Origin of the sequence: Aquimarina hainanensis, assembly GCF_042684685.1 — a bacterium.
Taxonomy (GTDB): domain Bacteria; phylum Bacteroidota; class Bacteroidia; order Flavobacteriales; family Flavobacteriaceae; genus Aquimarina; species Aquimarina hainanensis.
The window spans coordinates 412993-427707 of the sequence record NZ_JBHULX010000039.1 but is presented as its reverse complement, the minus strand read 5'-3'; the positions used below and the strand labels follow the sequence as shown (position 1 = coordinate 427707).

The following is a 14715-nucleotide window of genomic DNA, read 5'->3' as shown; positions in this document are numbered from 1 at the left end:
TCACTACTTTTAGTACCCCTCAAAATGTACCCGTTCACAGGGTATACATTACGAAATCAACAATCAAAACATCAAATGAAATTAGCATCCATTGACAATCAAACAAGAGACGGCCAATTAGTAGTAGTCAATAAAGAACTTACCAAAGCCATCAAAGTACCTCATATCTCAGAAACCCTTCAGCAAGCGTTAGATAACTGGTCTGAAACAGAACCTAAATTAAAAGAAGTATATACTTCATTAAATGCAAATCAATTAGAATCGGCCTTTAATTTTTCAGAAGTAAAAGTAATAGCACCTATTCCCAGAGCATTTCACTGGGCTGATGGAAGTGCTTATGTCACTCATGTAGAACTGGTACGAAAAGCCAGAAATGCCGAATTACCGGAATCCTTTTGGACAGATCCTTTAATGTATATGGGAGCTTCTGATGCTTTTATTGGAGCAAACGATCCCATTGAAATTGAAAAAGAAGAATGGGGAATAGATTTTGAATCTGAAGTAGTGGTATTTACCGATGATGTTCCTGCCGGAGTAAATGCTGAAACGGCCTTATCGCATATTAAACTAATATCAATTATTAATGATGTTTCTTTAAGAAATCTAATTCCGAATGAACTGTCTAAACAGTTTGGTTTTTATCAATCAAAACCCTGGACTTCTTTTGCTCCTGTAGTGGTTACTCCTGATGAATTAACTGAGGATTGGAAAGATGGAAAGCTTCATTTACCCTTGTACTCTACCTTAAACGGAACAGTAATAGGTGCTCCGAATGCAGGAGTTGATATGACCTTTAATTTTGGGCAATTAGTTGCTCATGCTGCAAAAACCCGTTCTCTTATGGCCGGAACTGTGATTGGTTCAGGAACTGTTGCAAATCAGGGAAGTCCAAATGGTTCGAGTTGCCTGGCAGAAGTACGCTGCTTAGAAATTATCAAAGAAGGAAAAGCAAGTACTCCCTTCATGAAATATGGGGACAGAATCGAAATAGAAATGAAAGACAAGGAAGGTCAAACCATTTTTGGAAAAATAAATCAGGTCGTTACGGAGTATCAACCGTAACAAGATTATTATAAATGGGAAGAGAATATGCCCCTTTCTCTTCTTTTTCATAAAACAAATCACCTATATATGGGAATCATTATTATCGGATCTGTTATAGGATATATAAGTATCATGTTGGCTGTGTCCTATGGGCTTGTCTCCTTTGCTAAAAAAAATATCTCTAAACGAAAGCGAATCCTCAATACCTCCCTCTTTTTTTTATATAGTACTGCCTGGGTAATTTTTGCTGTCGGATTTTCGGTAAATTCATATCAATATGATGTTCCCATTGATCCGGTTGACGATGGGTATACTCCCCTGTCTACAAACCATCTTCTTTCTTATTGCATATTTTTAGTGCTCAGTTTATGGGGTATGTTTCAGATTTGGAGACATGGTAAAAAACAACCACCACTACTGTTGGTGCTCTACCTGTCCTTTCTTATAATTGGTATGGTGATTAATGTATTTCTGGCGATACAGCTTTCGTCGAGATCAGATGGGAATAATTATATAGATCCGTTGACGGGATATATGATGATGGCAGCACCTGTACTTCATATACTCTATTCTGTATGGCAATTAATAATGGTTATCAAAGAAGAAGCAGGAGTTGCTGAGACAAGAACTTTTAAAAACAAATTCCTGCACCAACTCAATACTAAGCTTCTAAATTCCAAATTACTGCCTCTTTGGACATTGATAATGTTACTTCCGATATATCTGACAATTACACTTATATTAGTGTTATTCGGACAAGAATACGATTCATTAACGAGGGTATTTACAGAAACAACCACCTGGCACTTTTCACAAAAAACGCATCCTCCCTATCTGGATCACAGAGGTCATTACTTATGCACTGTGGCTGCATGTGGTTCTCCTACTATCGTTAAACCATTACGATTAGGAATCAGAAATGGTCAGGAAATTATTGTCAACCGCCAGTTATTAGTCGCCAATGCTTTTGAGGATATTATCATGAAAAAATTCCCAGCTCTTCATCGCTATATTCGAAGAAATTATGACCGATATGGTTACCCGATATCGAAAGATATCAATACTACATTTGGATCAAATGTTACGTATATAATGATGAAACCTCTGGAATGGTTCTTTTTGTGTTGTATTTATGTAACTACTGAAAAACCTGAAAAACTAATTCAGCAACAATATCAGCCATCTGCCCCGGTAACACCTAACAATAATACTGATGATTGAGTTGATAAAAAACTTTCTATAGGTACAATGGATAACTAATTAATCTCCCATATAGATTCCTGTAAAAAAGTACCTGTAAAGCGAACCTGATAATTCCTTCTGATTAACCGGTAACATTTTGCATTGCCAGGACATGTATAGTAAATTATTCCATGTTAGCTCATGGAAGCATTTAGTTAGAGAATAAATAGTATATTAGGTCTAGGAATACGTTTAACGAACATTTGACTCTTAACATTGATTTTAACAACACTTCTTAATATTGCTGTTTTTCAGGGAATTGTTCTGGGAATTATCATTCTAAAGTCTCCTCTGTTTAAGAGTCGTGCCAATAATTATCTGGCCTTTGCTATTTTTTCACTTTCCAATTCATTATTGAGTTTAGTGCTGGAAATCACCGAATTAACAAATAAAATTCCACTTCTACGCATTTTTGACATCATAGATTCCGGAGTAATTTTTCCCATCTTTATTTTTCTATTCGTAGTGCATCAGGTACATCACCCGATACGACACTCAAAAAAATTGTGGTGGTTACTCCTTCCCTATCTCTGTGAAGTAGTCAGTAGCGTTATTAATGAGTTTATCGATTTATATCCATCGGCAGGAATGCTTCAATGGTGGGGAGTTGTTTTCGATCTTATACAGCTTTTTATTTCCTTATGTTTTATTCCTACTATTCTAGTATGTACCTATCTATTTATTACATACTCCAAGAATAAACAGGAGAAAAAATGGCTGACCCATTTGTGGCTGTTAACCTTTATATTGTTTGTATCCTGGGTGGTTATCATTTTATTTTCACTTGTTTTTTCCTATGATGTAACCCCGGTAATGCGAATGCTTTCATTATTTGGAACATTCTTAATCCACTGGATAGCCTATTCTGGTATTTTTAAGTTTAGATTAGCAAAAGATCAAGAGGAAATTAATGCCCTTATCAATAAGCGAAAACCTGCACATACAGAACATACAGATTCGATTATTGCGGCAGTTCATAGCCCCAAGGATACTATTGAGAAAAAAAATACGTCTCTTACCAAAGAGAATCCCTACTTCCAAAAATTAGAAATCCTTTGTATACAGCAACAACTGTATAGAGACCCTACATTAGACAGGGATAAAGTAGCTGAAAAACTGGGTATTAGCAGTGGCTATGTTTCGCAATTGGTAAATACCGTTACAGGAAAAAACTTTACTTCCTATATCAATCACTACCGGGTAGAAGCTGTTAAAGAAATCATGTTAGACCCTCAATTTGATCATTATAGTCTATTAGCTATTGGATTAGAATGTGGATTTTCTTCAAAAACTACATTTCACAGTGCCTTCAAAAAAATTACAGGTCTCACACCAAATGCATACCGGAAAAAACATCGGTAAGCATTGTTCCTATTGGTTTCTTTTCTCCGAATGGCATATAAAAATCGCTCTTCCTGTAACATTTCTAGTTGTTATAACATTTATAATAAATCCTTATATGTAATAGCATACATCCTTCATTATTTTACCGTTGGCTGTAACATTTTACTACGATAATCGTGTAGATAATAAACAGATGCTGGGCAAACCATCACGATAATCGAGGAGCTCTCCGGGGAAATATAGATGAGGTACTATCTAACTAATAGTCTTACCTTAGAATAGGAAAAGCTAGATATACGAATAAACTACAGTACTATGAAATCAACATTCTGGAATCAACTTGCATTATTTACAGGCTCTCTTCTCCTTATTTTAGTAGCCAGAGATATTGTATCTTCCTGTATTGAATCAAATAAATAAACGATTCTAATGCTCTTAAAAAAACGTGATCTCCCGGCAAATGGCTGTATTAGTTTATTAGTACTTCCTTTTTTACTCATAGGAATGGTATCTCTCTACCTCAGTGTGAGTCCCATTTATTTTCAATTCAAGGCAAGAAACTGGATTCCTGTCAATGCTCAATTAATCGATGTTACGCTAATTAAAACACCACATGGTGATGGTCCGGGCTATTCCTACGAGACTCAGTGTAATTACACATATACCTATAAACACAACACGTATACCAACCAAACAATTTCTTTTGGTTATGGGAATAACAATACCGAAAACCACGAAGAGTTGTACGATATGTTGAAATATACTACCGAAGTAGTTGCCTATATTAATCCCAAAAACCCACAGGATGCGATACTTGCTAAAGGTATCAACTCATCCACTATCTCATTATTGGTATTTGCTATTTTGTGGAATGGAATGTTAGGTATATTTGTTGCTCGTTTTTTTATAAACCACAAAAGCCACATAATATATACCTGGGTTTTTATTTTTGTTTTTATCAGTGGTTTTATATTGATATCTTCTCAAGTGCTGCACACCGATTTCGAAGAAAAAATAAAAATTGTCACCCAAAAAACGAAGGAAGAAATAGAACAAATGAAACAACAACAAATAGAGAATGCTATTAAACTATTTGAAAACCAACAGCCTTAGTAGGTCACAAACAATATCTTATATATTTTAATGCCCACATTCATACACTATCCCCTAATATTGAACTTCGAAACATCATGAATGACTTTATAAAAAAGATCAACAGTATCAACAAACTAAACACCTCTGAAACCTCTGAACTGGTCGCTATTACGCATGTAAAATCCTTTTCGAAAGGAGATACTATTTTAAAAATAGATCAGATAAATAAGGAATTGTATTTTATAAATAGTGGGTTGGTCAAGCTTTCTTTTTATAAAGAAGACAAAGAATTTATCCTTAAATTCTTTAGTGAAGGTAATTTTTGTGCGGCACTTGATAGTTATGTTACCCAAACCCCTTCTCTTTATTCTATTACCGCTATTGAAGAAACACATTTATTGGCTGTAGACTATCAGCAACTAGACGTATTAGCAAAGAAATACCATGCAATAGAAAGGGTTTTTAGAAAAATTGTTTCTATGGCTACGGTTAATATGATGCACAGAATTAGTGAAATGCTGGAAACCAATGGAACAGAGCGTTATGAAAAATTCTTAAAAGAAAATTCTCCCTTGATCAACCGGATTCGCTTAGGGGATTTATCAGGTTATCTGGGAATCTCTCAAGTATCATTGAGCAGGATCCGTGCAAAAAAATAATCTTTTTTAACAAATGTAAAAAAGAAATATGCCCTCTATCAAGACCTTTGTAGAAAAGAATAGTTACCATGGAATTACTACTTTTATACGTGATCAGCGGGATTGCACTACTTATAGGAACCGCAGCAATTTACATGACATTAATTGAAGGGGTTTCTATCCGCTGGATCTACTATCATTACTTTATCAGAAAGCCCATAAACTGGCTTTTTATGATCAGTATTTTAGGATGGACCACTTATACATATATACAGACAGGTATATTTCCAATCAGCTATACGATCCCTACACTGATATCAGTATTGGCATTGGTGCTCTCGTATAAAATGCACCAGGAGCATGCCTTTCCTGCCGTCTTTTTTCCTGATATAACCAACAATATTGATCGTTTACCATTAAAAGACGATATGGAAATGGCAGTCATCGAATACAATGGAATTACGAAATCATACCCCCTCGATTATGTGATCCATCATCATATTATCAATGATCACTTTCATTCCAAAACTGTCGCCTTAACCTATTGTGCCATGTGTAGAAGCATTATCCCTTTTGATGTAACAGAAATAGGTCCTTTATTCGTGGGCTCCTTTAAAAATGCTAATATGATCGTAGCAGATAAACGAACCAAAACATTTTTTCAACAGGCGACTTTTCAATCTGTTATTGGTCCATTACATCCTTATGAATTAACTATGATTCCTTTTCAAATACTCTCCTGGAAAGAAGTGAAACAAACCATCTCTGCTCCTACGGTGGTTTCCATAACGGAAAAAGATTGTAAATCCTTTGAATTACCTGTTCCCGGTCTTTGGAAAAAAATTAGCAACTCCGAAACGACTCCTGGTCTTTCTGGTAAAAATCGCGATAAAACTTTTCCTTCCCGTACGCGTGTTATTGGCATCATTGATGCTACACCCCCCTATTCAATAGTTTACTTAAAAAAGGAAATCCTGGCTGCAAAAGTGGTAGTGAATAAAGAACATGGAATTATCCTTATCGGTACAGGAAAAACGGTGACAGCTTTTAGAAATACAATAGGAACAACCCCCATAACACTAGAATTCTCGATGGATACATTATATGATTCAAAAAACAATACCCGATGGGATCGCAGAGGCAAATACCTCTCAGGAGAGATCATAAGGGATTTAGAAATCATTGCTATCTCAGATGAATACTGGTTTTCGTGGATTAAATTCCATAAACAATCAAGCCTTATTCGCTTATAAGTAATATATATACTGAACGTGTGTAAAAAATGTTTTACTTCTTTATAAACAACTCAATACAGACGGTAAAAGACTTTAAGTTGGTCAACGAACTTTAATCGGAACCCACATTGAATACTTCCGAAATTTCCTTAACGGTTTGTCGGGCTGTTTTACCAACACCATAAATAGTCGCTGAAGCAAAACCAGTCCAACTCCCATATCCTACTAGCCATAAATTGGGTTCTTGTACAGATCGGGTATAATTTGTTTCTATCCGGTTATTTTTAATAATACCCAGTGATTGGAGGTGTTCCAGATTTGCTTTAAAACCAGTACACCATATCACGAGGTCGAATTCTTCTTGGATGTTATCTCGCCATATGACCCCCTTTTCATAAAAGGAGATAAAAGGACGTTTGGCATGCAATACATTTCTATCTCTGGCATCTTTTACGCTGTTCACCATTACGATATTGCGTAACGATGTTTTTACCCCTGAAGAAGTATTGACTGGTTTATCCAGGAATTTTTGCGTAGCAGCATTAAACAAATAACGACCATCGATATCATCGGGTAAAAACTGAGGCGCATCTAAAGTGACCCATTCAGTTTGAGCTACCTTAGAAACTTCTGCCAAAATTTGTGCCCCTGAATTTCCTCCTCCTACAATTAATACTTTTTTATGAATCAGCTCATCGGCATTTCGATAATCTAAAGAATGTAATTGATTGCCCTGAAATAGCTCTTGGTTGGGATAATTTGGAACAAATGGTTGTCCGGCTGTTCCTGTTGCACTGACTAAGGTCTTACTATACCAAATAGCTTGATTCGTTTCTACTTTAAAAATACCCCTCTCTTTTGTTACAGAAATGACTTTAGTGTTTCTTCTTACAGGAAAATTATAGCGTTTCTCATATGCCTGTAAATAGCGTATAAATTCTGTTTTTGTCGGGTATTCTTCTTGACTTTTAGACATCATCCATCCAGATAGAGAACTAAATTGTGTAGGGGAAAATAAGCGTAAGCTATCCCATGTCTGTAACCAGGAACCTCCTGCCTGATCCTGATCATCCAAGATTACATAGTCTAATTTCCGACGTCGTAAAAAATACGCAACGGATACCCCTGCTTGTCCTCCGCCAATTATAAGTGTATCATATATCTTCATTATTAATCACAAGATGTTTTTTTCTCACAACCAGATTTGGATGTAACATCCATAATACTACCTTTTCCTCCCTGGAGCACTACACAACAGCCTTCAAAAAGCTGTTTTAGTTTTTTTCGCCCACGCTGTACTTTAGAGCGAACCGTAACATAGTTCATGTTGAGCTGTGCTGCAATTTCCTTTTGCGGAACCTCTTTAAGTTCAGATAATATCAATAACTCTCTATACTCTTCTGGTAATTGCTGTACAAATGCTCCTATACAATTACTCAGTTCTTGTCCGGGATTTTCTGTAGTCTCTTCCTTAAAAAAGGAAGCTTCTTCAATACGATCAGTTCGTAAGTGTTTCTTCCTATAATAGTCGGTGATAGTATTTTTGGCAATTGTATATACCCAACTTTTGAGGTTATCAATCCCATCATTATTAGATTTAGCCAATTTAAAAAACACATCTTGTGTCAGGTCTTCGGCATCTTCAATATTTCTTACACGTTTTTTAATATACCCTAAAAGTGGATTATATAATTGAGTTATTTGTACATCCATAAAAATCATTATCCTAAGTTAGTATAATAAATAATGCTGCAACGCTTACAAAGTTAACTGAATTTAAAACACAAAAAACAGTACGCTAGTTTTAAAAAAACATTCACTGATCTTCCGGCAAAAGTCATCACAGCTACGGTGCAATAAGAGCACCCCTAAACGAGGTGCTCATTCTTAGTGCTTAGAGTGATTACTAACAACATCCGCTTCCTGTTTGAGCTGATTCTTCCTGTGAGGATTCTCCACAACAAGAACTCTGTATTCTTTCTGTTTTGATCGGGATCACTGGTATTGAACCACAACATCCACCAGCTGCTTCTTGTAGCTGATTATTTTTGATAGTAAGGTTGTTAGGTGTTTTCATTTTATCTGTTTTTAAAATTACTAATTCGTTTGTTACGGCTACCTTGTAAGACGCGCATTAAAAAAAATGATGCACTTTTTATCTACATTCCACAGTACTGCACTCTGAACTATTCACTTTAGCCGTTTCAGATACATTTGCACAACATTCTGAACTTTGGGTATTCTCAATCCCTGAACTACAAACACCTGTTTCTGGGAGTTTGAGTTCCACTCGTTTGGCGGCTTCTTTATCCCCTGCTAAGTAGGCTATAACTGAGCGTACCTGCTCATAGCCTGTTGCCATTAAAAAAGTGGGGACTCTACCATAACTTTTGGAGCCTACTATATAAAAATCTTTTTCTGGATGACGCAATTCTTTTTCTCCGTGAGGTCGTACTGTTCCACAACTATGAATATTCGGATCTATGAGTTCTGCTAAATCAAAAACAGCCTCTAATGACGAGTCTAAATCTACCCGAACCTCCCGAATTATATCTAAATTGGGGCGAGAACCCGTATTACTGATAATTTCATCAATCCCGGAAATCGTTTTGAAATTCCCGTTTAAATCCCCAATAATTTGAAGTCCTGTTTCTTTTTTTTGAAGTTTTAAAACATGAAAAGGAGTATACACATTTAATTTTCCACTATTAACTAATTCCTCGATACGAATACCTAAAGCGCCCCGAGCTGTCAAAGCATCATCTTTCCTGCCTCCATACACTTTTTCTATAGTGTCTTTTCGCAATATCCAATTGAGTTTCGTATCAGGATACTTTTTTTGAATTTCTGCCAAATCCAATAATACATTAATAGCTGAGTGTCCTCCTCCGACAACTGCGATATTCTTGTTTTTATAACGTTCTAAATGATTTGATCTAACATTAGGAATTCCATAAAAAATATGATCGGTCAATGCTTGTTCTCCTTCTGCAAAAACGCCTCCGGAACCAATTGGATTTTGTTGATTCCAGGTTCCTGTTGCATCAATTATTGCTTTTGCCTGGTAATAACGAATGATTCCATTTTCCTCAACTTTTATTTGAAACGGTTTCTCTTCACGCCCTCGTGTTTTCATTTTATCTAAGCCTTTTCTCCCCATAGAAATCACCCTAGCATGTAAGTGAATATGAGGTTTTATTTGTGGAAGGCTTGCCAGGGGAACAAAGTACTTTTCTACCAGTTCTTTTCCCGTCGGTAGTGCTTCTTCATCTGGAGCTATCCAATTAATTTGTAATAGGAGTTCTTTGGCTATTATATCTATATTGTAACGCCAAGGAGAAAAGACACGAACATGACTCCAGGACAATATATTCTGTCCTACAGAACTTCCTGCTTCAAACAAAATAAACGGGAGTTCTTTTTTTGTTAGATGAGCAGCAGCGGCAAGACCTATAGGACCTCCTCCAATAATTGCTATGGGTAACTTAGTATTTTCCATCATTTTTCAACGTTTAATTTTCTCCTGTTAAGACGGAGTGTTTTAAAAATGATGCAGGTAAACAAAAATTAATTACCATATCTATTTGATATAACATTCTGTTTCTAATCTCATAGCCATAATCATAAAAAATATTAAGGTTGCTCAGGTTATAGAAAATAATGCATTATACAGGGTAACATTTTTGTTTAGCAGGGTACTCACAATAAACATTTAAAATATCATGATACGAAAGTACTTTCTATTACCCGTTTTATTTTTAACATTCACCCTTGTAACATCCTGTGGCGCTATTATAAAATTAAAAGGAAATAAATATTTAACCGAAGAAAGAGGAGCGATACCTCCTGAGTTTGGAAATGCAAACAATATATTATTGTTTATTACACATCATCGTAGCTACAATAGATATTTAAAAAGAAATGTGAAAAAGAAGTTTACGGGGACTTATGAATTCGTTTCAGAAAAAGAATTTACTACAAATGATAAGTACAAAGATATAGACACTTACCGATTTATTTTTGATTATAGTTATCGCCCGGTTGGATATAATCATGCTAAAGAACGTAATTATCTGTATAGTGTCAAAAGATTCTCTATTCTGGATAGAAAAACACAAAAAATATATAAAAGCCGCATTACTTCTAGCTTTTGGAGTAAACTTCAAAAAGTATATTTAAAAAAACTAAATGAGAAAATGATACAACAACAAACGCTAAACTAATCCCTACAAACGATCTTCCTTTAGATGACAAAGCCCCACCTATAATCAATCTCTGAAGCGTTTGTGTATATTCCTATAGAATTAAGAAGTTCGGAGTCATCATGCTAGCACAACAGATATTAGCTAACGAAGTGAGTGAAGGGTTCGAGGTACGCTTTAAAACATCTAAAACCTTGAATCTATAAAAAAATAAGAGAGATCCTCCTACGATATATTTTAGTCAAAATATCCTGTATCTTTATAGAAAACAAAATATGATCTCCGACTTGCCAATTTCCATTTCCTTGTTTTTTGGGGTGACTACGCTCCTCACCTTTCTACTGTTTATACGGGTTATACGAAGGGCATCACAAGAAGGTATCCGAAAAAAAGCGATCCCCATCGCCATAGGCTTACTGTTTTGGTTACTTCTGCAAGCCGTATTGATGCTACAAGGTATATATAACACAGACCGCGAATCATTTCCTCCCAATATTATGTTGTATGGACTGTTTCCTGCAATATTGGGGATACTTCTCCTGTTTGTTACCCCCCGTGGTCGGTGGTTTACTGACAATCTACCTTTAAAAAACATAACATACCTTCATTTGGTACGAATCCCTGTAGAACTTATTTTATACGGGCTTTTTATCTATGGAACTATTCCTGAACTCATGACCTTTGAAGGACGAAATTTTGATATTCTGGCAGGAATCACCGCCCCTTTTATAGCCTATTATGGGGTACACAAAAATAAGTTACCCCGATCTCTGATCGTAATCTGGAACCTGATATGTCTGGCTCTTTTGATCAATATTGTAATCAATGCCTTATTATCTGCTCCTTTTCCATTACAGCAATTTGCTTTTGAACAGCCTAATATTGCTGTGTTAAACTTTCCATTTAGCTGGTTACCCACTTTTATTGTTCCTGTCGTTCTTCTAATGCACCTTATTGCTTTACGACAATTATTACTACAGAAAAAAAACTTTCCAGACAAAACTGCCCTTAAATAATATCCCATTAGTTATCCTATATTTGTGATACCAGCATCTAGTAAAGAACTCCTATTATGAATTTTAAAAACTTTTTTCATTATATAAGCTATTTACAATACCCGTTACTGATGATAGCACTATATTTTGCTTTTACTCCTTATTTTCAGGGAATAGAAAACGTAAAAGAAAATCCGGAATTGTTTTTTAAAAGTGTGAATTCTACTCTTATATTTATGGGATTAGGAATTAGTTTCTCCTCCTTACAGGATACGACTAAAACACAAAATAAACTCTCCAAAAAAATCTGGGAACATCCTGTAAAAGGGAAGATGATGATTCTATTTATGTGTTTTATGATTGTGTTTCTCCTTCTTTTCGGGCTTATTGGATATTACAAAGCAACACAGGGAGTCATCAAAGATATTTCAATTGGAACCATTGTCTTAGGCTTGGGAATGCTAGGGCTTTTAAAAGCAGCTGTAGAGATGTTTGAACATCATAGAAAAGACAAGAATAAAGATTGATCATGCAAAATTTACTTCAGGAAATAGCAAGTCGATCATTTGTGGCTCCAGAGCTGGAACAACGAATTAAAACTGATTTTAAAATAAAAGAAATCCCCAAAGGAACTATTTTACTCCCTCAGGAAACCCGGGCGAATTACCTCTATTTTATAGAAAAAGGCATGCTTCATAATTATTATTACCACGATGGAAAACAAATATCTTCCTGGTTTTATAAAGAAGGACAATTTGCTACTTCCTGGTATAGCTTTTACACTCGCAAATACAGTTATGAAGCTATCGAAAGCCTGGAGGACTGCATCGTATATCAGATCAGTTATCATCAGTATCAAGAGTTGATCACTGATTTTGCTTCTTTTGGGAATTTTGCCCGTTTGCTAGCAGAAGAAATGCTCGGATTTCTGGATCAATTTTCTAAAGGCTGGTCTTTTCTGACTGCCAGAGAGAAATATCAACTACTTACCTCCTATTTTCCCGATATAGAACTACGGGTAAAACTAGGATTTATTGCTTCATTTCTGGGGATTTCTCAGGAAACTCTGAGCAGATTACGGGCCAAACAGTGATTTTTTGATCCAGATCAAAAGAATAGCTCTGACGACGATAGATCTTTGATACAAATAAAAAAGTATGAAAAATTCAACCCTATTGTTCAGAAGCCTCTTCTTTATTACTCTAATAGCCGGAGGCGCACACTTAGTTAGTTATGCGACAGACCTTCCTGTAAAAAAGACTGTAACTACTCTAACAGAGGTACCATCTTCTGTATCAGAAAGCAGAACCTCTTCTACATTTACAGAAGAACTACCTGAAACTTCATTAACAGATTATATACTGGGACGATGGAGAGTACAATACAACAGTAAAGACTTTACCGGAGCAATACAATACCTGCTGACAAAAGAAGGTAGTGAATTCCATGCATATACCGACCGCTATGAGGACAAGCATGGAAATACACAAAAAGCACCAAAGGTAAAAACTCTGGTAATTACTGTTTTTGATGGCTATAAAGGTAGCGGGCGTTATACCCTAACGTACCAAGAAAAAACCTATACAATAGATTGTCAAATACATATGGTGGACAAAACCACCTTACAACTGAGTTATGACTACTATGGATATAGTGATGTAGAAACCTGGAAAAAACTGTAAATATGATTTCTTTATTATCAAAAAAAATAGACTGGATAGATCTTCAATATTGGTTTTATATCTTCAATGATCTCAGTTTTGTATATATTATTGTTCCTTTTTTTATAGTGGAACTTATTCGGTATGCATATCAAAAGCGACTCAATAAAACTTTAGTACTGGACAGCATTGCCAATGTAATTACATTCGGAGCTTTTTATTTGATCGAGATGGTGCTAGGGGTACTAGCTATTACCAAAGTTTACTTCTGGGTGTATACGAATTATAGCCTCCCTCATCTCGAACTGAATTGGATAACGGTAATTAGCTGCATACTCCTTGCTGATTTTGCATATTATTGGGAACATCGCATGATGCATCGTATTGGAATTGGATGGGCTACTCATACAGTACACCATAGCTCTCCTCATTTCAACATGTCAGTCGCTTATCGTTTTGGTCCTCTGGATGCTATACTACCTATCGTATTTTCCCTACCATTGGTAATGCTGGGATATGATCCTGTATTGGTGTTGTTGTCTGAGGTATTTGTACAGGTATTCCAAACCTTATTACATACTGAAATTGTTGGAAAACTAACCAAACCGATAGAATTTATCTGTAACACTCCTTCTCATCATCGGGTACATCATGGATCAAATCGACAATATTGGGATAAAAACTATGGAGGAATCCTCATTATATGGGATCGAATGCTGGGAACTTTTGAACCAGAACAAGAAAAAGTAGTATACGGTATTTCAGAACCACTCAATAGTGTCAATCCTGTGATTGTTTTTTTCCATGGATTAAACCGTTTCATCAACAAACTAAAAAAAATCAAAGGATGTAGAAATAAATTTCTGGCTTTTGTCAAACCACCTGACTGGCTACCGAATCACCAGGATTAGAATTCTCGCTTCACACAATCAATCATCAGATAAGTCTGATGTACCATACAAAAATACAACCTAGGGGCTTTATTTTGTTCTTGCATTATCGTTTTATTAAAACGTTCCCTGAAATCACTTTAATTATACCTTTCTCCCATTCCTTTTTATTTTAATAAAAAAACTTATCCTACATCCGTTAATTTCGAATAAATCAGATTTAACGGATAGTAGTCTACACCAAAGAAAAATTCATTTTACTGAAACTACTACAGTAAATAGGGGAAAATTCCCGATTGACAAGAAAGATATTTCATATAATTTTGTACTCCCACCCCTCTTAGGATCAAGCAATCACTTTTCTGTACA

The 14715-nt window shown here is 35.6% G+C and carries 16 protein-coding genes; 12 read left to right on the top strand and 4 right to left on the bottom strand.

The window, feature by feature from the left end; genetic code table 11:
• Positions 1-24 precede the first annotated feature (24 nt).
• The 6 genes from ACFSTE_RS17850 (at position 25) to ACFSTE_RS17825 (ending at position 6616) form a co-directional block, all read left to right on the top strand.
• The gene (locus ACFSTE_RS17850) at positions 25-1062 is read left to right on the top strand and encodes a fumarylacetoacetate hydrolase family protein (protein WP_378298315.1); all 1038 of its coding nucleotides are present in this window, start codon (positions 25-27) and stop codon (positions 1060-1062) included.
• Positions 1063-1131: 69 nt separating this feature from the next.
• Positions 1132-2265, top strand: coding sequence for a DUF6688 domain-containing protein (locus tag ACFSTE_RS17845; RefSeq protein WP_378254767.1), 1134 nt, complete (start codon positions 1132-1134; stop codon positions 2263-2265).
• Between the two features lie 237 nt (positions 2266-2502).
• A complete protein-coding gene (locus tag ACFSTE_RS17840; protein WP_176030303.1) occupies positions 2503-3648 on the top strand; it encodes a helix-turn-helix domain-containing protein in 1146 nt (381 codons plus the stop codon).
• Between the two features lie 411 nt (positions 3649-4059).
• Positions 4060-4743 carry a DUF3592 domain-containing protein gene (locus ACFSTE_RS17835; protein ID WP_378254765.1) on the top strand — a complete coding sequence of 228 codons (684 nt, stop codon included), beginning with the start codon at positions 4060-4062 and terminating at the stop codon, positions 4741-4743.
• A 77-nt stretch (positions 4744-4820) separates the two neighbouring features.
• Positions 4821-5384 (top strand): Crp/Fnr family transcriptional regulator, encoded by a 564-nt coding sequence (locus tag ACFSTE_RS17830; RefSeq protein WP_378254763.1) that lies wholly within the window; start codon positions 4821-4823, stop codon positions 5382-5384.
• A gap of 68 nt (positions 5385-5452) precedes the next feature.
• A complete protein-coding gene (locus ACFSTE_RS17825) occupies positions 5453-6616 on the top strand; it encodes a DUF3179 domain-containing (seleno)protein (RefSeq protein WP_378254761.1) in 1164 nt (387 codons plus the stop codon).
• A 94-nt stretch (positions 6617-6710) separates the two neighbouring features.
• Here the strand turns inward: ACFSTE_RS17825 and ACFSTE_RS17820 are convergent, their stop codons facing one another.
• The 4 genes from ACFSTE_RS17820 to ACFSTE_RS17805 form a co-directional block, all read right to left on the bottom strand.
• On the bottom strand, positions 6711-7766 hold the full coding sequence (locus ACFSTE_RS17820) for an ArsO family NAD(P)H-dependent flavin-containing monooxygenase (protein WP_378254759.1): 1056 nt from the start codon (positions 7764-7766) through the stop codon (positions 6711-6713).
• A gap of 2 nt (positions 7767-7768) precedes the next feature.
• Entirely contained in the window at positions 7769-8311 is a 543-nt protein-coding gene (locus ACFSTE_RS17815; protein ID WP_378254757.1) for a sigma-70 family RNA polymerase sigma factor, read from the bottom strand.
• A gap of 193 nt (positions 8312-8504) precedes the next feature.
• Entirely contained in the window at positions 8505-8675 is a 171-nt protein-coding gene (locus ACFSTE_RS17810) for a hypothetical protein (protein ID WP_176030312.1), read from the bottom strand.
• Positions 8676-8753: 78 nt separating this feature from the next.
• Complete coding sequence (locus tag ACFSTE_RS17805; protein WP_378254755.1) at positions 8754-10100, bottom strand: NAD(P)-binding domain-containing protein; 1347 nt, start codon at positions 10098-10100, stop codon at positions 8754-8756.
• A 220-nt stretch (positions 10101-10320) separates the two neighbouring features.
• Here ACFSTE_RS17805 and ACFSTE_RS17800 point away from each other — a divergent pair, with 220 nt between their 5' ends.
• The 6 genes from ACFSTE_RS17800 (at position 10321) to ACFSTE_RS17775 (ending at position 14367) form a co-directional block, all read left to right on the top strand.
• Positions 10321-10821, top strand: a complete 501-nt coding sequence (locus ACFSTE_RS17800; RefSeq protein ID WP_176030313.1) for a hypothetical protein — start codon at positions 10321-10323, stop codon at positions 10819-10821.
• A 254-nt stretch (positions 10822-11075) separates the two neighbouring features.
• Entirely contained in the window at positions 11076-11816 is a 741-nt protein-coding gene (locus tag ACFSTE_RS17795) for a hypothetical protein (protein ID WP_378254753.1), read from the top strand.
• Between the two features lie 110 nt (positions 11817-11926).
• Complete coding sequence (locus ACFSTE_RS17790) at positions 11927-12322, top strand: hypothetical protein (protein ID WP_254884039.1); 396 nt, start codon at positions 11927-11929, stop codon at positions 12320-12322.
• Between the two features lie 2 nt (positions 12323-12324).
• Positions 12325-12888, top strand: a complete 564-nt coding sequence (locus tag ACFSTE_RS17785; protein WP_378254751.1) for a Crp/Fnr family transcriptional regulator — start codon at positions 12325-12327, stop codon at positions 12886-12888.
• A 64-nt stretch (positions 12889-12952) separates the two neighbouring features.
• A complete protein-coding gene (locus ACFSTE_RS17780; protein ID WP_378254749.1) occupies positions 12953-13477 on the top strand; it encodes a hypothetical protein in 525 nt (174 codons plus the stop codon).
• Positions 13478-13479: 2 nt separating this feature from the next.
• Entirely contained in the window at positions 13480-14367 is an 888-nt protein-coding gene (locus ACFSTE_RS17775) for a sterol desaturase family protein (protein WP_378254747.1), read from the top strand.
• Positions 14368-14715 lie beyond the last annotated feature (348 nt).

Excerpts from the sequence above, each read along its gene's own strand:
- ACFSTE_RS17795 (WP_378254753.1), top strand. The coding sequence starts at position 11,076 with ATGATCTCCGACTTGCCAATTTCCATTTCCTTGTTTTTTGGGGTGACT.
- ACFSTE_RS17790 (WP_254884039.1), top strand. The coding sequence starts at position 11,927 with ATGATAGCACTATATTTTGCTTTTACTCCTTATTTTCAGGGAATAGAA.
- ACFSTE_RS17820 (WP_378254759.1), bottom strand. The coding sequence starts at position 7,766 with ATGAAGATATATGATACACTTATAATTGGCGGAGGACAAGCAGGGGTA.
- ACFSTE_RS17805 (WP_378254755.1), bottom strand. The coding sequence starts at position 10,100 with ATGATGGAAAATACTAAGTTACCCATAGCAATTATTGGAGGAGGTCCT.
- ACFSTE_RS17835 (WP_378254765.1), top strand. The coding sequence starts at position 4,060 with ATGCTCTTAAAAAAACGTGATCTCCCGGCAAATGGCTGTATTAGTTTA.
- ACFSTE_RS17810 (WP_176030312.1), bottom strand. The coding sequence starts at position 8,675 with ATGAAAACACCTAACAACCTTACTATCAAAAATAATCAGCTACAAGAA.
- ACFSTE_RS17815 (WP_378254757.1), bottom strand. The coding sequence starts at position 8,311 with ATGGATGTACAAATAACTCAATTATATAATCCACTTTTAGGGTATATT.
- ACFSTE_RS17785 (WP_378254751.1), top strand. The coding sequence starts at position 12,325 with ATGCAAAATTTACTTCAGGAAATAGCAAGTCGATCATTTGTGGCTCCA.
- ACFSTE_RS17825 (WP_378254761.1), top strand. The coding sequence starts at position 5,453 with ATGGAATTACTACTTTTATACGTGATCAGCGGGATTGCACTACTTATA.
- ACFSTE_RS17800 (WP_176030313.1), top strand. The coding sequence starts at position 10,321 with ATGATACGAAAGTACTTTCTATTACCCGTTTTATTTTTAACATTCACC.
- ACFSTE_RS17780 (WP_378254749.1), top strand. The coding sequence starts at position 12,953 with ATGAAAAATTCAACCCTATTGTTCAGAAGCCTCTTCTTTATTACTCTA.
- ACFSTE_RS17845 (WP_378254767.1), top strand. The coding sequence starts at position 1,132 with ATGGGAATCATTATTATCGGATCTGTTATAGGATATATAAGTATCATG.
- ACFSTE_RS17775 (WP_378254747.1), top strand. The coding sequence starts at position 13,480 with ATGATTTCTTTATTATCAAAAAAAATAGACTGGATAGATCTTCAATAT.
- ACFSTE_RS17850 (WP_378298315.1), top strand. The coding sequence starts at position 25 with ATGTACCCGTTCACAGGGTATACATTACGAAATCAACAATCAAAACAT.
- ACFSTE_RS17830 (WP_378254763.1), top strand. The coding sequence starts at position 4,821 with ATGAATGACTTTATAAAAAAGATCAACAGTATCAACAAACTAAACACC.